The sequence below is a fragment of the Asticcacaulis benevestitus DSM 16100 = ATCC BAA-896 genome, assembly GCF_000376105.1.
Lineage (GTDB): Bacteria > Pseudomonadota > Alphaproteobacteria > Caulobacterales > Caulobacteraceae > Asticcacaulis > Asticcacaulis benevestitus.
The window spans coordinates 1-23,534 of sequence record NZ_AQWM01000034.1; the positions used below are offsets into that span (position 1 = coordinate 1).

Here is a 23,534-nt window from a genome sequence, read left to right on the forward strand (position 1 = left end):
CCTCCAGCTTGAATCACTATTCGAGTCTTTTGGAAACCCCAAGAGTCAAACAGGTCGCAAAATGCTCTAGCGCCTAAGAACGTCAGGTTCATTTCGTCCCCAAGGCCCACAGCAGACCATGCGTGATGATATCGGGCGCCACCGTCAGGTGGTCTTCACCCTCGATCACTTCGGACTGCACCTTGAGGTGAGGATAGTCGCGCGTTTTCAAGGTCTTCTCCATAGCGTGCATATCGGCCACAAGATCATTCGTCGTGTTGTTGCGCTTGTCCGGCCCGACCACCTCATAACCGCCCGTCGCCATGAAAACCCTGGCGGATAAGTCTTTATGCGTTTCGGCATAGGCCGCCTCGCGGGCGAAAATCACCCTGTCATCGAACCACAGCGACGGGCTGCTCAGGATATAGGACTCGAACATGCCTGGATCGCTCAGAAGAATATCCGCGCCCAAAAGACCGCCATAGGAATGACCGGCGAAAATCTTGTGCGCCATATCGGCGCGATAGGTCTTGGCAATCAGCGGAAAGACCTCATCCTTGATGAAGGCGCGATAGGCGGCGGCTTCACCATAGATATAGGGTTTGCCGTCGGCGTTTTCGCCCTGCCCGCCCTTGGTCGGCGTATAGTCGCGGTTACGGCTAAAATTCCCCGTATCACCCTTCGCATAGGACAAGCCCACCAGAATAAACGGCTGCAAGTCCTCGCCATGATTGCCGACGCGCCGGGCGATACTGCGGATCAGCGGGAAGGCATAGTCGGCATCGGTGACGAACAGCACCGGATAGGTTTTGTCCGGATGCTCGGCATAATCGTCCGGCAGGCCGACAAAGACCTGATAATCACGGTTCAAGCCCTGCGCGTGAATATCGCGCACCTCGGTGTTTTTCAGAACATAGGGCTGCGGCGCGGCGGATGTAGCGGCTTGCTGCGCAGGAACGGTCGGGCTACAGGCGCTTAGGGCCAGCAGCCCGATCAGGCATAGGATCGTCATTTTCATGGCCGGAGCAGCTATCGCTATTTCGCGCGCCTGACAAGCCTGGTGTCTTTAGTCTCCGAAATCGAAGATATCGCCGAAGTCGAAGCCCTTCTTTTTCTTCTTGCGGCCATATTGATCATACTGACCTTGCGCTTCATGGCGCCGCCGGTCGTCGTCATCGTCACGGTCATCGCGGCGATAGCTAGGTTGCGAACGCGGCTGCGACGGCGGCGGCAAGGGAATATCGTTATCAGCCTGCGACAGGGTGATCAGCTTTTCCAGTTCGCCGCGATCGAGCCAGACGCCCTGGCACTGCGTACAGACATCGATCAGGATGCCCTCACGGATAACCTCACGGAAAGAGCCCTTACACACCGGGCAGATCAAGGCAGACATGGATACTCCTCAGAAAGTTGCGTTACCTCTATGAGATTGGGTGCCAAACACCCTGATCAAGTCCGATCACCGAAATGTCAGATCTTTGTCAGATCGCGTTTGAAGCGTCGCCAGTTGCGAACATAGTGCGCCGCCGAGTGCGTCAGCTTGCCGATCTGCTCCGGCGTCAGTTCACGCACCACCCGCGCCGGCTGGCCGATCAGCAGCACGCCGTCCGGATACTCTTTCCCTTCCGGCACCAGCGCGCCCGCGCCGACGATACTGTTCTTACCAATCCGGGCACGCGCCAGAATCACCGCGCCAATACCGATCAGGCTGTTATCGCCGATCTCGCAGCTATGGATCATCGCCTTGTGGCCCACCGTCACGTCCGCGCCGATGGTCAGGGGCAGGCCGTCATCGGAATGGAGCACGGCGCCATCCTGGATATTGGTGCGCGCGCCGATGGTGATAGGATCGTTGTCACCGCGGATCACCGCGCCGAACCATACGCTGACATCGTCGCCAAGCGTCACATCACCGATGATATCGGCGCCCGGCGCGATCCAGTAACGGTCGTCTTCCGGCAATTTCGGGGTCTTCTGCCCCAGTCGGTACAGGCCCATCATCAAACTCCTCTACCCGCCCACAGCCATGTCTGAAACGTGTCGTCTTTATTACGTTTTTGCGAAATTGTCACGGCGTACGGTATTTTTAAGATATCGCTAACCATAGTAAACGAATCTGATACCGTCATCACAAGGGGTAGAATCAACACCGCCCCTTGATGATCGGCATCAACAGGTCTTGGGTTTCACCCTCAGAGGTCAATGTGGCAATTCGGGTAGCGTTTTCGTCCCTTGCTTCACCTCCACCGCCCCTTTCGGGCGATGGCGCCTCTCCCCGCTGTTGCCGAAGCTTCCTCCCCAACCTGTATCCCCGCACCAAAGGCGAGCCATTTACGGCGTCGCCTTTTTTCATGCTTTAAAGGAGCCCACCATGACCAAGCGCGCCGCCAAACGTTTTGTACGCGAAGGCAATCTGGATGCCGAGCAATACGCCTCGGACAACAAGGTTCGCCGGCTGAATGTTCATGGTGCCGGTGTGAACAACGGCTGGTCGCCCATGGGACCGGTCGCCAATTCGGCCGATGGTCCGCGTGACCAGTCCTATGTGAAAACCATCAAGCCGAAATCTGAGGGACAGGCTGCGTTGATGGCCGCCATCGACGATAAAAACCTCGTCCTGGCGCTTGGGCCAGCAGGCACGGGCAAGACCTATCTCGCCATCGCCAAGGCGGTCGAAGCGCTGGAAGCCGGCAAGGTCGGGCGCATCGTGCTGTCACGCCCCGCCGTCGAGGCTGGCGAATCGATCGGCTATCTGCCGGGCGCCATGGAAGACAAGCTCGCCCCCTACCTGCGCCCGCTTTATGACGCCCTGACAGATCGTCTCAGCATGAAGCGTGTCAAGGCGCTGATGGCGGAAGGCCTGATCGAAATCGCCCCGGTCGGCTACATGCGCGGCCGCACGCTCAACAACGCCTTCGTGGTCATCGACGAGGCACAGAACTGCACCTATGTGCAGCTCAAGATGCTTCTGACACGTCTCGGCTGGAACTCGACCATGGTCGTGACCGGCGACCCGCACCAGTCCGACCTGCTGCCCGGTATTTCCGGCCTGGCCGATGTCGCCGATAAGTTCGAGGCGGTCGAAACCATCGAGGTCGTCCGCCTGAAGGACAAGGATATCGTGCGCCATCCGCTCGTGGCGCAGATGCTCGGCGTGCTGTAGGCGCAGCCGATCCGGGGAAAAAGGGCGGCAGCATCCCCTTCTGCCGCCCTTTTTTTTTATGGCCGGATACAGGCGCAAACCTGACATAGGCTATAAGGCCTGCAACGTGATCATGGGGGAGATTTGTCACCTTCTGCGCAAAGAAAAGCCCCTTCCGCACAGGGCGGAAGGGGCGAAAAGCACTTTGGCGATGAGAGCCATTAGCCCTTGTAGCGCAGGACCTTGCCCTTGGACGTAATGTAGTAATAGTTCATGCCCGCCGGACGATCTTCAAAGTAGACCACGCGGTGATCAGGGCGTGCTGCGGGCTCATAAAAACCCTTGTTATAGACATAATAGCTGGCATTGCGGCAGCGGACTTTTTCGTTGGAGTTCTTGCCAATCACATAACCGGCCGCGCCACCAACCGCGCCGCCGATAACGGCCGACTTGGTCTTGTCGCCCTTTTTGCCGAGCAGGCCACCGGCCAGTGCACCGGCGGCAGCGCCGATGGCGGCGTCCTTGCCGGCCAGGTCCGACTTCTTGACGTAGCAATAGCCGTCATAGCGGCCGTCGGCCACGTAGGGCTGAGGCTCGGCCGAGGCGGAAACGGCCAGGCTGACGCCGGTGCCGAAGGTCATGGCGGCGGCGGCCAGCGCCAGGGCGGGCATTTTGAGGGTGGTGAAACGAGTCATAATCTTAATCTCCGGAGCCGTATGGCTGTTAGGGCGCGATTTGGACAAGAATTACGGTAATTACATGGCACAATTTCGCGTGCAAGACCACCATAGACAGCCTCACCTGAACGCAGGATGAAGGAAAAGCTTATACAACGCTTACATTTACAGGCGATTTGCTCACATGCCGCTTAGGAAAAATAAGTTAGCATCCCTCTGACCGCATCATGGCGGCTAGGGGAAACCTATGTCGCTTGCCCAGACTGAACTTAAGGATTCCGCGCTTAAACATACCGCGCCCGACGCCCCTATCTTGCGTCCTGATGGCTGGCTCAGCGATTTTGAATGGCGCGACGGACGTATCCTGATCCGCAAGACCGGCATAAGGATCAGGCTCGATCCTCACGTCCTCCATGAAATTTTCAACTGGGTGCTCTATCTGGCCCTGGTCCATCTCGTGGCGTTTGGCACGCACCTGACCGGACGGCCGCGACCGCGCCTGTGGTTTGCGCCGGATCAGCCACGCCCGTGGTATCTGGTGCGCGGGGCCGCCATGTGGAGCGGGATCGACCTGGCCAAACGCGCCCAGGATGCCGACGCCGCCATCTATTTCGACGACAGCACGACCGGAGATGCGCCGGCCTCGCTGGTCGCCAAACGTTTCAATCATGGCTGCACCGATATCTCCAAAAGCCACGTCACGCGCGTATTTGAAGAGATCTTCGGCTATCCCCTGGCAGTTAATCCTCTGCTGATCGCAGGTGAAATAGTCGAGAAGCCGGAAAAGAATGGCGTGCATGGTGGCCGCATCGTTATGGCGCCCTGCCCGCCGCGTTCCGGCTTTGTGTATCAGCGCCTCATCGACTCACGCGATTCTGACGGCTGCTGCCACGATCTGCGCACGCCTTGCGCCGGCGGTGAGGCGGTGCTCGTGTGGATAAAGGTCAAGACGCCGGAAGGCCGGTTCTCGATCCATAACCGCAGCGCTGCGCTGGCCGAGGTCGCCGATATCTACACGCCGCAGGAGCAGGCGCTAATCCGGCAGTTCACGGCGCGCATGGGGCTCGATTGGGGCGGACTCGATATCCTTCGCGATCGCGGCGATGGCCGTATCTACATCGTCGATGTCAACAAGACCGACCTCGGCCCGCTGATCGCCCTGTCGTGGAGAGACAAAGTCCGTTCGATGAACCGGCTGTCATCCGCCTTGCGCCGTTTAGTGAGCCCGGCATAAAGACAATGCCTTACGACCTGTTTGCCTGTCGTACTGGCCTTCCCAACATACCCCTTATCCGTGTTTCACTAGGGTGTGCGTCCAATTCAAGGACGCACCATGCTTGACACAATGACCAGGCCAGAAAGCCTAAATGAAAGCCAGAGCGCCAGTGATCTTTTTCAGGCCTTTATCCGCGACAAGGCCTTTCCTTGCGTCGGCGCCAAGTCGGCGCTGGCCCGCCACCAGATGAACATTATCGAGGCCGGTGATATCCGCTGCCCCCGAGATGACGCCACGGTCTATGATAAGCTCAGTGAATTCGCCATCAATTTCAAGGCGCACCCAGATCTGTTCCAAACCTTCGTGGTCATCTTTGATACCAGGGACATCCTGTCGGAAGACAGTTTTGAGCGCGCGCTGTGGTCTCGCATTCAGGCGCTTCACGATATCGACGTCAAGCGTGGTTTTCCTTACGATCCGCGCGTCAGCCCCGATGTGACCAGTCCGAAATTCTCGCTAAGCTTCGCCGGTGAGGCCTTCTATCTGGTGGGCCTGCACCCCGGCGCCAGCCGCCCGGCAAGGCGCTTCTCATCACCGGCGATCGTATTCAACGCCCATGACCAGTTTCAGCAACTGCGCGCCGACGGGCGCTATGAAACCTTGCGTGAGAACATCATCGGCCGCGATGTCGCTCTGGCCGGATCACCCAACCCCATGCTGTCGCGTCATGGCGATAGCTCCGAAGCCGCGCAATATAGTGGTCGCCACGTCGAAGACGGCTGGCAATGCCCTTTCAAACCCTGATCAGGATAGCTTATGACGAACATCATCTCCCCGCGCACCGGCGCCGCCTTCCGCCTCAACAAGGGCCAGAGACTGCGCGTGATTGATCCGCAGGGCGAACAGGTCTCCGACATGCTGGCCTTCAATGCCGCCGACACGGATGAGGTGATCTCCTCAGGGCGCACACTCGACTACGCGTCCAAGCTTTACCTGAGCACGGGTGATCCGCTCTATTCCAACCGCAGCAACATCATGCTGCGAATCATAGAGGATATGGTCGGTCGCCATGATTTCCTTTTGACGCCGTGCTCGAAGGATACCTTCCGCATCATCTATGGCGATGAGCATCCGCATCACGGCTGTTTCGGCAACCTGTCGCACGCTCTGGAGCCTTACGGCATCAAGCCCGACCAGATTCCGGTTGCCTTCAACATCTTCATGAACGTGCAGGTCAATGGCGAAAATGGTGCGCTTACGGTCGATCCGCCGCTCAGCAAGGCGGGCGATCATATTCTTTTTGAGGCCGATATGGACCTGATCGTGGCGTTGACGGCCTGCTCGGCCTTGCAGTCGAACAACTACGCCTTCAAGCCTATTCATTATGCCGTGGAGGGTTAAGCGGCCGCAAAAGCGCGCTTTCCCCTACCGCAGGGGCAAACAAATCCCTTAGAAAAAAGACGATTCATACGATTTTGAGGGTTTACCTGTAACGATTCGGCTATACCTTGCTTATAATAAAGCAAGTCAGATTGCTGTGCCGTAACGGGAGTCAAAAGCGTATGCGCCTAGTCGCCAATATCAAGCGTGATTTCGTCTTCCTTAAGCGCCTGATACGTATCCTGCGCCGCATCAAGAGCGTCAATCCAGATTCACATAATCTGGTCTGCGACGATTTCGAAGCCGCGGCCACGAAGTTCCCCACCAATACTGCCATCACCTTTGAGGGCAAGTCCCTCACCTATCAGCAGCTTGATACCATGGCCAACCGCTACGCCCACTGGGGCCGTCAGCGCGGCCTCAAGCCCGGCGATACGGTGGCACTGTTCCTGCCCAACCGGCTCGACTACCTGGCCATCTGGATCGGTCTCAACAAGATCGGCGTCGTCAGCGCGCTGATCAACAATTCCCTCACCGGCCCCGGTCTGGCGCATTGTATCAATATCTCCGTGGCCAGCCTGACCATTGTCGATCAGACGACCCGCACCTGTTTCGAGGAGATCGAGAGCCAGGTTGAGCGTCATCAGGCGCTGTGGGTGCTTGATCTGGCGCGCGACGATGAAAGCGAAAACTGCCGCAGTCTCGATGCCGCGCTCAAGGGCGTGTCGAGCGTGCGTCCCGATCGTGAGTTCCGCAGCAGCCTGACCGCCCATTCGGTCGCGCTGTATATCTACACCTCAGGCACGACCGGCCTGCCAAAAGCGGCCAAGATTTCCAACGCCCGCGCCCAGCTCTATATGAAGGCCTTCGCCGGCCTGACCAGCATGAAGCCTGACGACAAGCTTTATTGCGTTCTGCCGCTGTACCATTCCACCGGCGGCCTGTGCGCCATCGGTGCGGCCCTGCTCAATGGCGCCGGTCTGGTGCTCAAGCGCAAGTTCTCGGCCAGCCAGTTCTGGAGCGATGTGCGCAGTCAGGGGATTACCCACATCGTCTATATCGGCGAACTGTGCCGTTACCTGACCAACTCGCCGCCGGCCCCAAATCCGGATGACGAAACCAAGCACAAGGTGCGTATGGTCTTCGGTAACGGCATGCGCCCGGAAGTCTGGGATCATTTCAAGGCGCGCTTCCGCATCAAGGACGTGCTTGAGTTCTACGGTTCGACCGAAGGCAACGTGTCGTTGTTCAATCTCGACGGCCATTCCGGCGCCATTGCCCGCGTGCCCAAGTTCCTCAAGAAGAGCTTCAACGTGCGGCTGGTGCGCTTTGATGTCGAGAGCGAGATACCCGATCGGCAATCGAACGGTCTATGCTACGAATGCAAGCCGGGTGAGATCGGCGAGGCCATCGGCCAGATCGCCGGCGATGCCCGCCACGCCTTCTCGGGCTATGCCGACAAGGCGGCGTCGCAGAAGAAGATCCTGACCGACGTCTTCAAGAAGGGCGACCAGTGGTTCCGCACCGGTGACCTGATGAAGCAGGACAAGGCCGGCTATCTCTATTTCATCGACCGCATCGGCGACACCTTCCGCTGGAAGGGGGAAAACGTCTCAACCTCGGAAGTGGCCGAATACAGCGCCGCCGCACCGGGTGTCGAGGAAGCCATCATCTATGGCGTCGTGGTGCCCAATCAGGACGGTAAGGCCGGCATGGCCTCGCTGATCACACGCGAAGGCTTCGACCTGAAGACATTCAAGGACTTCGTCGACAGCAAGCTGCCGACCTGGGCGCGTCCGAAATTTATCCGATTGCTGCACGATGCCGAAACGACGGGTACATTCAAATACAAGAAGATGGACCTGATCAAGGTGGGCTACGACATCACCCTGACGACCGATCCGATCTACGTCTGTATCGGTGAGGATTTCGTGCCGCTGACCGCCGAGATCCTGACCGATATCGCCGCCGATAAGATCCGGTTCTAAGTCCCGCCTCGCCACCGACCAAACACAAGAACCCCCGCAGATCGCTCTGCGGGGGTTCTTTTATCACCCTCGGGGATAGTCCGCTGGGAGGCGGCGAAACGAAGTTCGGCGTAGCCAAAAGAGTTAGCTTGCGAGTACCGGAGCGGAGCGTACTTAAGTACGTGAGCACCGGAGCGCAACAAGATGACGCTTTGCAGCCCCTCCCAGTAGGACTAGCCTAGTATTTGACGCGGAGGGTGACACCATAAGTCTTCGGCGCGCCCAAGAAAGCGTCATAGGTATTGGTGTCCAGCGCCTTGTTATAATAGGTGCCATCTGCCTGAACCGTCGACTGGAAGCCCTGGCCTTGCAGCGGCGCGTTGATGACCACCTGCTTGTAGGACACGTCCGTCAGGTTCTGGCCCCAGACTTCGACGGTCCAGGCCCGGTCGGCCGCACCAAACGACAGGCGGGCGTTGACGAGCGTATAGCCGTCCTGCGCCTTGAACGGCACCAGATCGGAACCGGTGTTGTAGTCCGAGGTGTACTTGGCCGTCAGGTTGGCCGAGGTGCGGATTTTGCCGAAGGTATGGCCCCAGGTGATCGCCCCTGAGGAGGTCCACTTCGGCGCAAACGACACCTGAGCCCCCGGCAACAGGGACAGGCCCGGGAAATGCGCCGGATTATCGAGATCGGCCGCGGTGAAATTACCATACTTGGTGTCGGCGTAGGAGACACCACCCTGGAAGCTCAGGCCTGCAATCGGCGTGCGCCAGTACACATCTGCGTCAAAGCCCTGCGATTTCAGATCGGGGATCGATTCAACCACAAAGGCGGTGCCGAGGAAGGTGTTGAGCTGGAAGTTCTGATACTGTTGATCGAAGGCGGTGATATTGAGCGCCAGGGCGCCATCGAACAGAGCGGTCTTCAGACCCAGTTCATAGGAATCGACCGTTTCAGGATCGAACCACAGATTGGTGTCAGGCGTGATGCCTGTCTGGGCGCGATCGAGGTTGAAACCGCCGGCCTTGTAGCCACGGGCATAGGAGCCGTAGAGCATGACATCGTCGGTGACGTGCCAGGCCGCCTTGAGCGTGCCTGACAGATCGCCGTCGGACTGGCTATCTTCAGAGCGACGGTTGTTGAAGCCCGGATTGGCCCAGAACGGGCAAAGCGCGCCGACCAGTGTGCTGGCCTTGCCGGTGGCGATGGCGCCGACCCAGTAAGGATTGGCACCGGCCACAACGGCCGCGGTGGTGTTGCCGCCCTTGGCTGCCAGCAGGGCCGCCGCCTGACCGTATTTCTGCACGCCGGTGCCGCAACCGACACCATTGTCGCTGTTGGTGTAGAGCGCGGTCATGCTCTTCTTTTCGTGGGTGTAGCGCAGCCCCATGGTCAGTTCGAGGGCGTTGTTCACCTTCCACGAATTGTTGGTGAACAAGGCATAGCTCTCATCCGACTGGGTGTAGTGATCGCGCGCCTGCTCGCCGGCCTTGAAGTTGGTGCCGAAAGGACGGCCAGTCAGCTTGGAGACGAAGGCCGGGTCCGTGCCGCTGGAAAGCAGCAGGCCGATATAGGGCTCATAGGACGAACCGTAGACGTAGGAATCGGCACGGGTCAGGTCTTCCTTCACGTAGAAGCCGCCGACCAGCCAGTTCAGGTGCTCGGTGGCGCCGGCCAGACGCACTTCCTGCGAGAAGGTTTTGAAGCGGGCGTTGAAGTCGCCGTTGTCCTTGCGATAGAGGATGTCGGCGCCGGTATAGTCGAGGTCCTGACCGTTGGTGGCCTTCCAGTCACGGATGCCGGTGACGGTAGTCAGGGTCGAATCCCACAGGCCGTTGAGCTTGAAATTGCCTTCGACCGAAACGCCGCCGTCGCGCACCACCTGATGGGTGTCGCGGTTGGAATAGGCCAGGCGCGCTTCCGGATCAGCCGTGGTGGCGAGGCCATGATTGGCGCTCAGGGCCTGAATGATGGCGCCGGTCGGGCCGGTGCGGGTCTGGGCGGCGACGCAGCAATATTCATCGCGGTGACTGAAATCACCAATGACGCGGATTTCGGCGTCGGCGCTCGGCGTGAACAGCAACTGGCCACGCGCCGTGGTGAAGTCCTGATCCTGGTCGGATTTGAGCGTGCGCGGGCCAACGCCGGTATCGACATCGGTGTAACCGTCATGCGAGCGCTTGGCGATATAGAGGCGACCTGCGACCAGATCCTGAACGATCGGGCCGGTCACAGAGGCGGAGTAGCCCTGCGCGCCGTAATTGCCAAAGGTGGCCTCGCCTTCTGCGCCGAAGGTGAAGGACGGCTTCTTGGTGATGATGTTGATGACGCCGGCGGAGGTGTTCTTGCCGAACAGCGTGCCTTGCGGGCCTTTCAGGACTTCGATGCGTTCCATTTCGCCGAGATCGCCAAAGCCCACGCCGTTACGCGGACGGTAGACACCATCGACGACCACACCCACCGAGGATTCCAAGCCGGGGTTATCACCCACCGTGCCGACGCCGCGAATGCGGGCCGTGGTCAGGGTTTCGTTCTGGGTCGAGGTCACGGTCAGGCCGGGCGTCAGGATCTGCATGTCCTTGATGTCGCGGACGCCGGCGTCCTGCAGCAGCTTGGCCGACAGAGTGGTGACAACGATCGGCACATCCTGCAGGCGCTGCTCGCGCTTTTGCGCCGTCACGATAACGGTGGTTGAGTCTTCGGAGGCGACGGGAGCGGCGTCAGGCGTGGCGTCCTGGGCCAAGGCTGCGACCGGCGCGGTGACCAGCAGGGCGACGCTTGTCAACAGGGCGGCCTTGGCGACGCCCATCATGAGAGGGCGGCCTTTAAGTAAATGAATGGCGCTTTGCATTTCTTTCCCTTAGGTAAATTTCATCTCTGCTTGGATATTTTATTATTTGTTGTTTCGGTAAACAGTGCCCGCTTTTTACGGGTCGCTGTTTACTTCCAGTAATGTAACACATGACGTTAACGGAAACAAACGACGATTGATTTGCCATCGCAGCGCACACATTACCTTAGGTAAACATGCCTCTATTTGCTTAAAAATATACAAACAAAGACTTTCCCATTATTTAAATCCCTTTTAAATCTTGGTTCACACGGCGAGACGCGTATCGTTGCGCGATTGCTGCATCTGCACGCAGTGATCGCGTTGACCTTAGGACAACCTGTGATTTTACCGCTACCAAGGCGCCTTTTCCGGTCTTATCTGGCTTTATGAAGGCCGAAAACAGCCTCATTACCCGGCGAATGCCGCATAAAAGACACACCCATCACAGCCAATACCCTAGCCCTTGCACGGAAAGACATGCTATTTTGGCCTGTACAGGCGGCAGGCGGGCGAAACGCGATAAACCGCCCCACAGAATCGCCGCATGCCTCACGGAAAGCATCCCCATGAAACCTGTCTCCCTGGCCCTCCTGCTGCTCGCCATCAGCGCCGCAAACCCCGCTTTTTCAGCTCAGGCTCAGGCGCGTGAGCCGGCCCCACCGCTGGTGGGTGGCTTTCAGAAAGCCGATGTCACCGACAAGGCTATCAGGGCAGCGGCGGATTTCGCGATCAGCGCGGCGCCAAAAAAAATGACTCTGAAGCAGATTGTCAGCGCCCGACAGCAGGTGGTGGCCGGCATGGACTATAGCCTGTGCCTGCGCGTCGCAGCGCCAAAGTTCGGCCTGTTCAAGGACGGTCGTCTTGTCGCCGCCAAGGTGTTTCAGGGGCTCGACGGGAGCTATGAACTGACGTCCTGGCAGGATGTGAAGACCTGTGACTAACCCCTACCGCCCTGCGCCCCTGCTCCAGTGCAGCACGCTGGCCCTGCACGATACCGTCAGTGCCGCCGAGTTCCCGCAGACCACCATACGTTATCGAAACGACCGCGCGGCGCAGTCCGTGGGTCTGGACGATCTGAGTAACACCGCGTGGATCGAGCATTTCGGCCGCTTTGCCCCCCTGCCCGATAATCAGCCGGCGCCGCTGGCCCTGCGTTACCACGGCCACCAGTTTCGCCACTACAATCCCGATCTCGGCGATGGGCGCGGCTTCCTGTTCGCTCAAATGTATGACGATCAAAACCGCCTGCTCGATCTCGGCACCAAGGGCACGGGCAAGACGCCGTGGTCGCGCGGCGGCGACGGCAAGCTGACCCTGAAAGGCGGGGTGCGCGAGGTTCTGGCCACCGCCCTGCTGGAAGCACTCGGTGTGCCGACCAGCAAGACCTTTTCGCTGATCGAGACCGGCGAGGATCTCGTGCGCGGTGACGAGCCCTCGCCGACACGCTCCTCTGTCATGGTGCGCTTGAGTCACAGCCATATCCGCTTCGGCACCTTCGAGCGCCTGGCCTATCTCAATGATGCCGAGACCATGCGCGATCTGATGGCTTTTATCATCGCCAACTACTACCCCGTGCGCTCAAGCAACGAAGCGGTAGCGCAAGACAAAATGTCCGATGCTGCGGCCGTGTTCGATGCCGTGGTTTCCGCCTCGGCGAAACTGGCGGCGCGCTGGATGGCCGCCGGCTTCGTCCACGGCGTGCTCAATACCGACAATATGAACATCACCGGCGAGAGCTTCGATTATGGCCCTTACCGCTTTCTGCCGGCCTACGATCCGGCCTTCACCGCCGCCTATTTCGACCATACCGGCCTTTACGCCTATGGCCGCCAGCCCGACGCGGTGCTGTGGAACCTGGGCCAGCTTGGCCGCTGCCTGACCCTGATCACGGCGCCTGAGCCCTTGATCGAGAGTTTCAACGCCTTCAATGACCGGTACGAGCATGAACTGGGTCTGGCCATCTGCGACCGGCTGAACCTTATTGCGCAAGCCGACAATGCGCCGCTGGTGAAGACCGTCTATGCCCTTCTGTCAGATCTGTGCGCTGAGGGCAGTTTCGAGGGTTTGTTCTATGACTGGTTTGGCGGTGCGCTGAGCGAAGGCCGCGCCATGACGGGACCGCGCAGAGATAACTATGCTGGCCCGTCCTTCACGGCGTTCCACGAAGTTTTGCAAACCTACGAAACCGCCGCGCCGGAAAAGCTTGACCATCCGCGTTTTACGCAAGGCGATCCGGAAACCCTGCTGATCGATGAGATTGAGACCATATGGGCGCAGATCGCTATCGAAGACGACTGGTCATTGTTCGAGGCGAAGCTTGCGTTGATTGAGACCTATCGTCAGGCGTTAGGGCTTACAGGCTACTCGTCATTTCGGCGCGAATAAAGGCGATCAACTTCTTTTCCAGCGTATCGTAGCGACCATCGGCGCGGATCTGTCCGATCACCCACTGCGTTTCCTGAGGCGTGACGGCGTGATCAACCGCCGCCGCAGCCTCATCATTCATCTGAGTGGAAATACCCATGGCAGCCGCCGGAAGTTCCGCCCCACCCTGCCCGAACATGCGTCCAAAGAAGCGCCCAAGGCTGACATGGGTGTCAGCTTCATAACGCTCGACCTTCACCTGATCGTCATGCGACAAGGTTTGATAATTGCGATGCGCCATCAGATGGTTGGCGACTCCCTTGACGAACAGGTCGTCCCAGACTGGCGCATTATCGGCACGCAGGGTGGCATCCTTCATGCGGAACAACATCTCTGCCTCGCTGGCGCTGACAATATAGGCGTCAGCGCCGCTTTGGGCATAAAGAATGCGGCGCAACAACTCGACCTCGACCGCGTTAATGCTGCCCGGATCAAGCGCGCCGCCGCCAAATTCACCCGCCTGGCGGGTTGGGCCGCTACCAGTCAGGACAGCCGTTTCGATCTGCTGCAAAGCATATTTTTTAAGGCTTTCGGGGGCGGACTCGGCCCTTTCCAAAATCCTGATCAGCAATTCCAGCTCACTGAGGGAATCCACCCGGCCATCCTTGTCGATCCAATGCATCAACCGGTCGGCCTTGGCCTGGTCAACATAGTCCTGAGGCACTTGCTGATGAACGATATAATCGAGCATGACCTCGACAAAGTAGTCGATCCATTCGGGTGAGCGCAGCTGACAGGCTGAATTGAGCGCCATGATGGCCTCGGCTTCTTCGCTGCTGACCTGCGTGTCGTTCCAGATAAGGCGTCGCATGGCCAGAACGTCTTCGGCGCCGATCGCGGCGCGGCGGGTCAGGCTGTCGGTGAGTTCGGCAAGTGCGGACATGGGCGCGGTTCCTCAGAGTTTCTCAACCGTAGCACGCAAGGTTTAATATCCGGTTTTCGCGGCCTGCACTTACAGTACCGAGCAGTTGGTGAGCTGGCTAAAATGCTCCAGCGCCGAAGCGCCGACCACGCTGGTGCCGAAGCGGTCGAGTTCGGGCGACCAGACGGCGATGGTGGCCTGTCCCGGCACCACCGCGACGATGCCGCCGCCGACGCCGCTTTTGGCCGGCAGCCCGACGCGATAGGCGAATGAGCCGACCGAATCGTAGATGCCGCAGGTCAGCAGAAGCGCATTGAGCCGGCGGTTGAGGCGTTCGTGGAAGACAGTTTCCTCGACAATCGGCGAGAAGCCTTTGGCGGCCAGAGGCAGGGCCGCGCGCGCAAGTTGGCGACAGGTGATGGTGACGGCGCATTGCCGGCAATAGGCCTCCATCACCGCATCGACCGGATGGGTGATGGTGCCGAAACCGCGCATCAGGTTGGTGATGGCGCGGTTCTTGTGGCCGGTCTCTAATTCAGAGGTCGCCACGGCTTCATCTATGGTCAGCGGGGCGTTGGCCAGCATCCCCATGAAGTCGCGCACGAAGGCATCGGGCGATTTGACGACATCGAGCAGGATATCGGTAACGGCCAGTGCGCCCGGATTGATGAAGGGATTACGCGGAATGCCCTCCTCCTGCTCAAGCTGCGACAGGTAATTGAACGGCGTGCCCGAAGGCTCCTTGCCAACGCGGGTCCACACCTCGTCGCCGATGGCGTTAAGCGCCAGGCCGAGCGAGAACAGCTTGGTGATGCTCTGGGCTGAAAACGGCTCGTCGGCATCGCCGATGACGCTTTCCTCGCCCTTGATTGTGCAGATCGCCATGCCGAACTTCTTCGGATCTACGCCGGCCAGTTGCGGAATATAGCTCGCTGTCCGTCCCTTGCCGAAGTGCGGCCGAACCAGAACGGCGACCTCGGCCAGCACGTCATCAAGAGAGGCGGTATGTTTCAAGACGCTGCACTGCCAGACGTTTTGTCATCGAGCGTGGTGACGAAGGCCAGCGTATCGAAAACCAGGCGGGTGATATCGGCAATGACCTGATCGCGGCCGGCATCATCGAGCGTGCCGCCCGTGGTGTAGATCGACAGAAACACCGGGTCTTTGCCGGGCAGCCAGATGACACCGACATCATTGGTGGCGTTGTTGGCGCCGCTGCCGGTCTTGTGGCCCAGCACCGCACCGGCGGGAAGACCAGAGGGGATGCGGCCCCTGCCGGTGGTGGTCGCCACCATCCAGTCCTTGAGCGGTTTAAGGCTTTCCGGTTTGAGAAGAGGACCGGTGAAGACCGTGCGCAGCAGATTGCTCATGGCCTCCGGCGTGGTGGTGTCGCGTTCATCGCCGTCGATATTGGTGTTGAGCGACGGCTCGTTGCGATCAAAGCGCGTGATGCTGTCGCCAAGGCCGCGCACAAAGGCCGTCAGGCCGGCCGGTCCGCCAACCAGAGGCAGAAGCAGGTTGGCCGCCGTATTGTCGCTGAGCGCCACAGCCGCCGAACACAGGTCGCCGATGGTCATCTCCCCCTTGGCGACATGCATTTTCGTCACCTGCGCGTAGTCGAGCAGGTCTTTGGGACCATATTTGACGGTCTGCGCCAGCTTGAGTTTGCCCTGATCGACCTGCTGTAGGATGGCGGCGGCCAGCACCCATTTGAAGGTCGAGCACATGGCGAAGAGCTCGGTCGACTGGATGCTCAAAGACCCATTGGCTTCAGAATTGGCCGTAGAACTTCCGGTCAACGCGGAAACGCCAACGCGGCCACCATGGCGCTTTTGTATCTCGATCATGCGCTGAGCGAAACCAAGTGCCCGCGTCACCTTTTCCGAACAGGCGGTAAGTGGCAAGAGGCCCGCCACCGCCGCCCCGCCGATCAGGATGCCACGTCGCGACAGCATGCTACTTCGCTCCTGGCGCGGTATACTTGTCCATCCAGTCAAAGACCGTCTTGTGCCACTTCATCGAATTCTGCGGCTTGAGCACCCAGTGGTTTTCATCGGGGAAGCGCAGGAAGGCCGATTCAATGCCCTGACGCTGGAGCGCGGTAAAGGTGGCGATGCCCTGCCCCGGCACGACGCGGTAATCCTTGTCGGAGTGGATGACCAGTTGCGGCACCGACCAGTCCTTGGCGTGGAACGCGGGATTGAAAGCGTCCATCTTGGCCATCTTGTCATAGGGCGCGCCGCCGTTTTCCCACTCTGAGAACCACAATTCCTCGGTTTCCTCCGCCATGGTGCGGGTGTCAAAGATGCCGTCATGCTCGACCAGGCACTTCCATCCTTTAGTTCCTTGGGGCTGCTTCCAGTTGCCGGCGATCCAGTTGATCATATAGCCGCCATAGGAGGCGCCAAGCGCGCATGCGCGGTTGCCGTCGAGGAACTTGTACTTATCCAGCGCAAAAGCCCAGCCCTTTTGCAGGTCTTCGAGCGGACGATCCCCCCAGTGTTCAGAAATGGCGTCGGTGAAGGCCTGACCGTAGCCGGTGGAGCCGTGGAAGTCGATCATCACCACCGCATAGCCGGCGCCGGCATAGGTTTCCGGGTTCCAGCGGTAGGACCAGCCGTCGCCGAACGAGCCCTGCGGCCCGCCATGGACGAGGAAGGCGACCGGATAGGTTTGCCCCTCGACATAACCCGCCGGCTTCACGACATAGCCGTGGACCTCTTCGTTGTTCCAGCCCTTGAAGCTGAACTGCTCATAAGCCCCCGTAGTCAGGGTATCGAGCACGCTGTTGAAACGAGTCAGGTTGGTGGCGCCATCATCGAGGACAGCGGCACCGGCCTTGGCCTGATAGAAGGTCGACGGGCGCTTCAGGTTGTCCTGCAGGAAGACGAAGCCGCGCGGCGTCTCAGCATAGGCGTTGGTGTGACCGCCCTTGGTCAGCGGCGTCACCTTGCCGGTTTTCACGTCGACGCGGAAAAGGATGTGTTTGCCGACGTCATCGGCATCGACCAGCAGGCTCTTGCCGTCCTGGCTCCACTGGATGCCGGCGACCGATCGATCCCAGCCGGGCGCCAGAGCCGTGGTCTTGCCGTTCTCATTCTTCAGCATGATGCCAAAACGGTCGGCTTCGAAACCGGGGCGCTTCATGGCGACATAGGCCAGTGTCTTGCCATCGGGCGACAGGCGCGGGCTGCCATCCCAGGCGGGGTTATCCTTGGTGTGGTTGGCAATCGCGCCGCCGGTCAGGGGTACGGAATAGATGTCGAAATTGGTGCTCCATGGCTCGGTCTTGCCTGCCTCGCGGGCGGAGAACCAGACAGTCTTGGAGTCGGGCGAGATGGTGTAGTCGGCCTCATCGCCGAATGGCATGGAGGGCACATCGCCATCATAGCCGTCGGTCAGGGCTATGGGGGAAGCGCCGTCGAGCGGGACATAGAACAGGTGGTTGCGCGTGCCATCGGCCCAGGTGTCCCAGTGGCGGACGAACAGCTTGGTGTAGACCTCGCCGCTCGACTTGTCGGCCTTGCGCGCATCCTGGTTCTGGACGGTGCAGGAGATTTCATTGCCCTTGCATTCGGGGAAAACGGCCAGCGAGAGCACGAGCCCCTTGCCGTCCGGCGTCACCTGATAGGCGCCGACATCGAGCGGCAGGCGGGTGACCTGAACGGCCTTGGCGCCGATGATATCGGTCTTCCACACCTGGGTAGAACCGCCCTCACCGCGCGACGACAGGAAGTAGATCGACTTGCCATCGGGGCTCCATTGCGCGTTGGACGCGCCGCCTTCGGAAATGGCCAGCTTGACCTCAGGCGTGGCCGGCTGGCTCAGATCCTTGAGCCAGAGCGAACTGACGCCCTTGTTCTTGTCCATGTCGGTGGCGCGGATATCGAGCGCGGCGTAACGGCCGCTGCTGTCGACCTTGAAGCCGTTGATACGATCGAGCTTGATCATATCGCTGTAGGTGAAGGGGGCAGCATTCGCCGCACCGCAGAGAGCGGCCAGCGAAACCGAGCCGGCCAGAAGGGCTGCGGTGATTTTGGAAGAAAAGAACATGGACCAACCTGTGTCAGTTGTTACGATTGGTACGTTTAAAGCCCCCTTTGCCGGGCTTGTCGAGCGCCGAGCGAGAAAGATGGCCAAATTTTCACGCCCATTATAGAGACAAAGGCGAGTTTTGCGGCGATCTTTTTACTGAAATACGCTCAAGGCCTGTTCGATATCCGCAATCAGGTCGTCCGGGTCTTCCAGACCGGCGTAAAAGCGCACAGCCGAGCCCTGCAGATAGGGATCGGGCTCATCGCTGAGACGCGCACGGCCACGGATCTGCGGCTCGGAATTGGTGGCCAGGCTCTCATAACCGCCCCAGCTAAAGCCAAGCCCAAACAGCTTGAGTTTGTTGAGGAACGCCTGAGACTGCCTGTCGCCATCGCCCTTGAAGAGCGCCATGAACAGCCCGTTGGCGGCGGTGAAGTCGCGCTTGAAGATATCATGGCCGGGATGACTTTCCAGCGCCGGATGGACAACCTTCAGCACCTCCGGACGCCCTTCTAGCCATTTGGCGATCTTGAGCGCGCTGTCGCCGCTTTGCTTGATGCGCAGATGCAGGGAGCGGATGCCGCGCGACGCCAGATAGCTTTCGTCGGCCGAGGTAAAGAAGCCCCAGGCCTTGATCGTGTCGTGCAACACCTGGCTGAGCTTCGGATCTGTGACCGACACCGAACCGATCAGCACGTCGGAATGGCCCCCGACATACTTGGTCAGGGCCTGCATGGAAAGATCGACATCATGCGCCAACGGCTTGAAGAGAATGCCACCGCCATAGGTGTTGTCGCACAGGGTCAGGATGCCACGCGCCTTGGCAAGTTTTGCGATGCCGGGAATGTCCTGAATATCGAAGGTCAGCGACCCCGGACTCTCGACATAGATCATTTTCGTGTGCGGCGTGGCGAGCGCCAGCACCTCTTCGGGCGACAGGCGCGGCTCATAATATCGCGCGATGACGTCAAAACGCTTCATCTGGGTATCAAGGAAGCGGCGCACCGGGCGATAGCAGGAATTGACGATCAGAATCTCATCACCCGCCGCGAGGAAGGCAAACATCGGCAGGGTCAGCGCCGCCAGACCAGACGGCAGGATAAACGCCTCCTGCGCGCCTTCGAGTTCGGCGATCAGGCGGCAGAGTTCGTTCTGGGTCGAGAGGCCATCGGTGCCATAGGTCGGCTTGACGTCGTCATTATAGAGCATTTCCGCGTTTTCAAACAGCACGGTCGAACCGCGCTCCACGGCCGTATTGACGGCGCGGCGCGAGTTCTGGCGGCCCAGCGTGGCGCTGGTCAGGCGGGTGGTCTCTTTGGGGGCGTTCGTCATATCAGGCACTCGAAAAGGCGGGAGAGTATACGATCTCTTCAACCCCGAAACGCTGCCCCGCGCAAGCCATAAGAACTGAGGATATCGGTCAGTGGGGCTGAACATCAAAAACCCCCGCAGATCGCTCTGCGGGGGTTTTGTTTTTTAAGCGGCTTTCTCGGACTTGTCCTTGCCGAAGCGACCGTAGAAGGTTTCACCCTTCGCGGCCATTTCACGCAGCAGCTTCGGCGGAGCGAAACGCTCGCCGTAGAGCTTGGTCATGCGGTCCAGTTCCTCAACGAACTTCACCGTGCCGATGGCGTCGATCAGCGACACGATCCCGCCCGACCACGGCGCGAAGCCCCAGCCAAGGATCGAGCCGACATCGGCCTCACGTGGATCGGTGATGACACCCTCCTCGAAGCAACGCGCCGCCGTGACGGCCTGCGTATAGAGCAGGCGCTTTTTCAGTTCCTCGACCTGAGCCGGATCGGCCTCGGCCATGGTCACCGGGAACATGTCCTTGGCACCCTGCCACAGGGTCTTGTTACCGCCAGCCGCAGGGTAGTCATAAAAACCCTTGCCGTTCTTGCGGCCCAGGCGGCCACCGGCTACCATCTGGGCCACTTCCTTTTCACCGGGGATCGGCTGGTACGCGTCGCCCATGGCCTTGGCGGTCTCAGAGGTGATCTTGGTCAGCAGGTCAAGCGCCACATCGTCCATCATTTCCAGCGGACCGCGCGGCATACCGGTCATGCGGCCGGCATTGTCGATCAGCGTCGGGGCAACGCCTTCCGACCACATGATCATACCCTCAGCGGTGAACGGAATGAAGCAGCGGTTGGCGAAGAAGAAGCGCGAGTCGTTGACCACCACCGGCGTCTTCTTGATCTTGAGCGCGAAGTCGATGGCCTTGGCCACCGTGGCGTCCGAGGTTTTTTCGCCGCGGATAATCTCGACCAGCATCATCTTGTCGACCGGTGAGAAGAAGTGGATGCCGATATAGTTGTCCGGCTTCGATGAGGCGGTGGCCAGCAGGGTGATGGGGATGGTCGAGGTGTTGGTGCCGAAGATCGCGCTGTCGGCCTTGGCGCCGGCATAGAGCGTGGCCTCGGCCTGCTTGGTGACCTGTTCCTTGAGGTCGGTGTTTTCAAACACGGCTTCCACCACCAGATCGGAGCCGGTGATGGCGGCGTAATCCGGCGTGGCGGTGATCAGGTCGAGCAGGCCTTGCGCCTTCTCTTGTGTCATCTTGCCGCGCGAAACGGCCTTCTTCACCAGATCCTCGCAGTGCGCCTTGCCTTTGTCGGCAGAGGCCTGATCGCGGTCGAGCAGGACGGTCTTGATGCCGGCCAGGGCGCTGACATAGGCGATGCCCGCCCCCATCATGCCGGCGCCGATAACGGCGACCTGCGTAAATTCGGTCTTCGGCACGCCAGCGGGACGGCCGGAACCCTTGCCGATCTGCTGCATCGAGAAGAAGAAGGTGCGGATCATCGCCTTGGCCTGTGGCGTGGCGAGGGTCTTCGAGAAGAAGCGCGTCTCGATCCGGATGGCGGTATCGAACGGCACCTGCAGGCCTTCATAGACCGAGTGCATCAGGTTGGTGACGGCGGGATAATTGCCATAGGATTGCTTGCGCAGCAGGGCATTGCCCATGATGAAAACCTGCGCGCCGGCCGGATGGTAAGGGCCACCACCGGGAATCTTGTAGTCCTTCTTGTCCCAGCGCGCGACGGGATCACCTTTTGTCTTGATCCAGGTCTTGGCGGCTTCGACCACCTTGTCATCATCAACCACTTCATCGACGACACCGGCGGCCAGCGCCTCGGCCGGCTTGAAGCTCTTGCCTTCCGACATGGCCATGAGCGCAGCCTGCGCACCGATCAGACGTGGCAGACGCTGCGAACCACCACCGCCGGGGAACAGGCCGATCTTGATTTCGGGCAGGCCGACCTGGGTTTTCGGACTGTTGGACAGCACGCGGTAATGACAGGCCAGCGCCACTTCGAGACCGCCGCCAAGCGCCAGGCCGTTGATGGCGATGGCCACGGGCTTGCCGCAGGTTTCCAGCAGGCGATAGACGCGGTTCATTTCAAAGGCGCCGTCAAAACCGGCCTTCAGTTTTGATTGCTCGTCCTGAGCGCCGCCTTCAGCTTCCCAGGCGCCGGAAAGCATTTCTTCGAGATCAGCGCCGGCGCAGAAGCCGGTGGTCTTGCCTGACGTGACGACCACGCCCTTGATTTCGGCTTCATTCTTGGCGCGCAGGGCAATCTGCTCCAGATCAGCCAGAGCGCCCTTGGTAAAGGTGTTCATCGTCTTGCCCGGCACGTCGAACGTGGCCAGCAGGATGCCGTCGGCGTCGAGATCGGTTTTGAAATTTTCCATTGTTTTTCTCTCCCTGCTTTTCTTAAACGCGCTCGATCACGGTGGCCGTGGCCATGCCGCCGCCGACGCACAGCGTCACCAGCGCGGTCGATTTGCCGGAACGTTCCAGTTCATCGAGGACGGTGCCCAGGATCATGGCGCCGGTAGCGCCAAGCGGATGGCCCATGGCGATGGCGCCGCCGCAGACATTCATCTTGTCGTGCGGGATATCGAGCACCTGCATATAGCGCAGCACCACGGCGGCGAAGGCTTCGTTCAGTTCGTAAAGGTCGATATCGCCGACGCTCATGCCAAGCTTCTTGAGCACCTTTTCGGTGACATAGGACGGGCCGGTCAGCATGATCGAAGGTTCGGAACCGATCGAAGCGGTGCCGAGGATACGGGCCCGCGGCTTGAGGCCGGTGATCCTGCCTGCCTCTAACGAACCCACCAGAACCGCGCCTGAGCCATCGACGATCGACGACGAATTGCCCGGGGTGTGAACGTGGTTGACCTTCTCGACTTCGGGGTAACGCTGGTTGATCACCGCATCGAAGGCCATCTCGCCCATCATGGCGAAGGACGGATTGAGGCTGCCCAGGGTCTGCATATCCGTAGACGGGCGGATGGTTTCATCACGATCCAGCGCGACAATGCCCATCTGGTCTTTGATAGGCACAACCGATCTGGCGAAACGCTTCTCAGCCCAGCTTTGCGCCGAACGCTTGTGGCTCTCGACCGAATAGGCGTCGACATCGCTGCGCGAGAAGCCCCACTTGGTGGCGATCATGTCGGCCGAAACCCCCTGTGGCACGAAGTAGTTCGGGAAGGCGCCTGCGATATCGATCGCCCAGGCTCCGCCATCCGAGCCCATCGGCACGCGGCTCATGCTCTCAACGCCACCGCCGATGGCCATGGTCGCCTCGCCGGACACCACCTTGGCGGCGGCGATATTGACGGCTTCGAGACCGGAAGCGCAGAAACGGTTGACCTGCGCGCCCGCGGTCAGTTGCGAATAGCCGGCGGCCAGAACCGCGGCACGGGCGATATCACCGCCCTGTTCGCCAACCGGGGTAACGCAGCCCCACGACACATCGTCAACAATCGAGGTATCGAGGTGATTGCGTTCGGCCAGGCTGCGCAGCACCTGTGCCGACAGGTCGAGCGCCGTGATCTGGTGGAGCGAGCCGTCCTTCTTGCCCTTGCCGCGCGGGCTTCGCACGTGGTCGTAGATATAGGCGGAATTTTCAGGGCTGGGCATAGGTTCGGGCTCCTCTGAGTCTTTTGGCGGCTTAAGACGCCTTTTTAGGTGCAGCATAGATGCGCTTTGTTTACGCG

General features: G+C 59.9%; 19 protein-coding genes. 7 read left to right on the forward strand and 12 right to left on the reverse strand.

The features are described from left to right. Positions 1–88: 88 nt before the first annotated feature. From B060_RS0119500 to B060_RS0119510, 3 genes are all read right to left on the reverse strand, one after another. Positions 89–997, reverse strand: coding sequence for an alpha/beta hydrolase (locus B060_RS0119500; RefSeq protein WP_018083492.1), 909 nt, complete (start codon positions 995–997; stop codon positions 89–91). 48 nt (positions 998–1,045) lie between these two features. Further along, positions 1,046–1,372, reverse strand: a complete 327-nt coding sequence (locus tag B060_RS0119505; RefSeq protein ID WP_018083493.1) for a TFIIB-type zinc ribbon-containing protein — start codon at positions 1,370–1,372, stop codon at positions 1,046–1,048. Positions 1,373–1,449: 77 nt separating this feature from the next. Further along, positions 1,450–1,977, reverse strand: a complete 528-nt coding sequence (locus B060_RS0119510) for a gamma carbonic anhydrase family protein (RefSeq protein WP_018083494.1) — start codon at positions 1,975–1,977, stop codon at positions 1,450–1,452. Between the two features lie 373 nt (positions 1,978–2,350). On the opposite strand from B060_RS0119510, the gene B060_RS0119520 reads away from it, so the two are divergent. Continuing rightward, positions 2,351–3,142: a PhoH family protein gene (locus tag B060_RS0119520; protein ID WP_018083496.1), complete on the forward strand. Its 792-nt coding sequence runs from the start codon at positions 2,351–2,353 to the stop codon at positions 3,140–3,142. Positions 3,143–3,342: 200 nt separating this feature from the next. On the opposite strand, the gene B060_RS0119525 is transcribed toward B060_RS0119520, so the two are convergent. Beyond that, the gene (locus B060_RS0119525) at positions 3,343–3,816 is read right to left on the reverse strand and encodes a glycine zipper domain-containing protein (protein ID WP_018083497.1); all 474 of its coding nucleotides are present in this window, start codon (positions 3,814–3,816) and stop codon (positions 3,343–3,345) included. Between the two features lie 229 nt (positions 3,817–4,045). Between B060_RS0119525 and B060_RS0119530 the strand changes: the two genes are divergently transcribed. From B060_RS0119530 to B060_RS0119545, 4 genes are all read left to right on the forward strand, one after another. Further along, the gene (locus tag B060_RS0119530) at positions 4,046–5,032 is read left to right on the forward strand and encodes an ATP-grasp domain-containing protein (protein ID WP_018083498.1); all 987 of its coding nucleotides are present in this window, start codon (positions 4,046–4,048) and stop codon (positions 5,030–5,032) included. Positions 5,033–5,131: 99 nt separating this feature from the next. Continuing rightward, positions 5,132–5,818, forward strand: a complete 687-nt coding sequence (gntA, locus tag B060_RS0119535; protein WP_018083499.1) for a guanitoxin biosynthesis heme-dependent pre-guanitoxin N-hydroxylase GntA — start codon at positions 5,132–5,134, stop codon at positions 5,816–5,818. Positions 5,819–5,830: 12 nt separating this feature from the next. Further along, positions 5,831–6,415 (forward strand): DUF1989 domain-containing protein, encoded by a 585-nt coding sequence (locus B060_RS0119540; RefSeq protein WP_018083500.1) that lies wholly within the window; start codon positions 5,831–5,833, stop codon positions 6,413–6,415. A gap of 161 nt (positions 6,416–6,576) precedes the next feature. Then, a complete protein-coding gene (locus tag B060_RS0119545) occupies positions 6,577–8,382 on the forward strand; it encodes a long-chain-acyl-CoA synthetase (RefSeq protein ID WP_018083501.1) in 1,806 nt (601 codons plus the stop codon). 217 nt (positions 8,383–8,599) lie between these two features. On the opposite strand, the gene B060_RS0119550 is transcribed toward B060_RS0119545, so the two are convergent. Further along, positions 8,600–11,176, reverse strand: coding sequence for a TonB-dependent receptor (locus B060_RS0119550; protein WP_018083502.1), 2,577 nt, complete (start codon positions 11,174–11,176; stop codon positions 8,600–8,602). A 587-nt stretch (positions 11,177–11,763) separates the two neighbouring features. Here B060_RS0119550 and B060_RS0119555 point away from each other — a divergent pair. Together B060_RS0119555 and B060_RS0119560 are read left to right on the forward strand one after the other, a co-directional pair. After that, positions 11,764–12,138 (forward strand): cystatin domain-containing protein, encoded by a 375-nt coding sequence (locus B060_RS0119555; RefSeq protein ID WP_018083503.1) that lies wholly within the window; start codon positions 11,764–11,766, stop codon positions 12,136–12,138. Continuing rightward, complete coding sequence (locus tag B060_RS0119560) at positions 12,131–13,582, forward strand: protein adenylyltransferase SelO family protein (protein ID WP_018083504.1); 1,452 nt, start codon at positions 12,131–12,133, stop codon at positions 13,580–13,582. Before B060_RS0119555 ends, B060_RS0119560 begins: the two co-directional genes overlap by 8 nt. Here the strand turns inward: B060_RS0119560 and B060_RS0119565 are convergent. The 7 genes from B060_RS0119565 to B060_RS0119595 form a co-directional block, all read right to left on the reverse strand. Further along, positions 13,551–14,504, reverse strand: coding sequence for a hypothetical protein (locus B060_RS0119565; RefSeq protein ID WP_018083505.1), 954 nt, complete (start codon positions 14,502–14,504; stop codon positions 13,551–13,553). The two genes, B060_RS0119560 and B060_RS0119565, sit on opposite strands and share 32 nt — an antisense overlap. Before the next feature lie 69 nt (positions 14,505–14,573). Beyond that, the gene (locus B060_RS0119570) at positions 14,574–15,497 is read right to left on the reverse strand and encodes a glutaminase (RefSeq protein WP_018083506.1); all 924 of its coding nucleotides are present in this window, start codon (positions 15,495–15,497) and stop codon (positions 14,574–14,576) included. Further along, positions 15,494–16,438 carry a class A beta-lactamase gene (gene bla, locus B060_RS0119575; protein ID WP_018083507.1) on the reverse strand — a complete coding sequence of 315 codons (945 nt, stop codon included), beginning with the start codon at positions 16,436–16,438 and terminating at the stop codon, positions 15,494–15,496. The genes B060_RS0119570 and bla overlap by 4 nt, the downstream gene beginning before the upstream one ends. A 1-nt stretch (position 16,439) precedes the next feature. Further along, positions 16,440–18,536, reverse strand: coding sequence for a dipeptidyl-peptidase 5 (locus B060_RS0119580; RefSeq protein ID WP_018083508.1), 2,097 nt, complete (start codon positions 18,534–18,536; stop codon positions 16,440–16,442). Positions 18,537–18,671: 135 nt separating this feature from the next. After that, positions 18,672–19,850 (reverse strand): cystathionine beta-lyase, encoded by a 1,179-nt coding sequence (gene metC / locus B060_RS0119585; RefSeq protein ID WP_031221109.1) that lies wholly within the window; start codon positions 19,848–19,850, stop codon positions 18,672–18,674. A 144-nt stretch (positions 19,851–19,994) separates the two neighbouring features. Continuing rightward, on the reverse strand, positions 19,995–22,217 hold the full coding sequence (locus tag B060_RS0119590; protein ID WP_018083510.1) for a 3-hydroxyacyl-CoA dehydrogenase NAD-binding domain-containing protein: 2,223 nt from the start codon (positions 22,215–22,217) through the stop codon (positions 19,995–19,997). Positions 22,218–22,239: 22 nt separating this feature from the next. Further along, the gene (locus B060_RS0119595) at positions 22,240–23,457 is read right to left on the reverse strand and encodes an acetyl-CoA C-acetyltransferase (protein WP_018083511.1); all 1,218 of its coding nucleotides are present in this window, start codon (positions 23,455–23,457) and stop codon (positions 22,240–22,242) included. Positions 23,458–23,534: the final 77 nt, after the last annotated feature.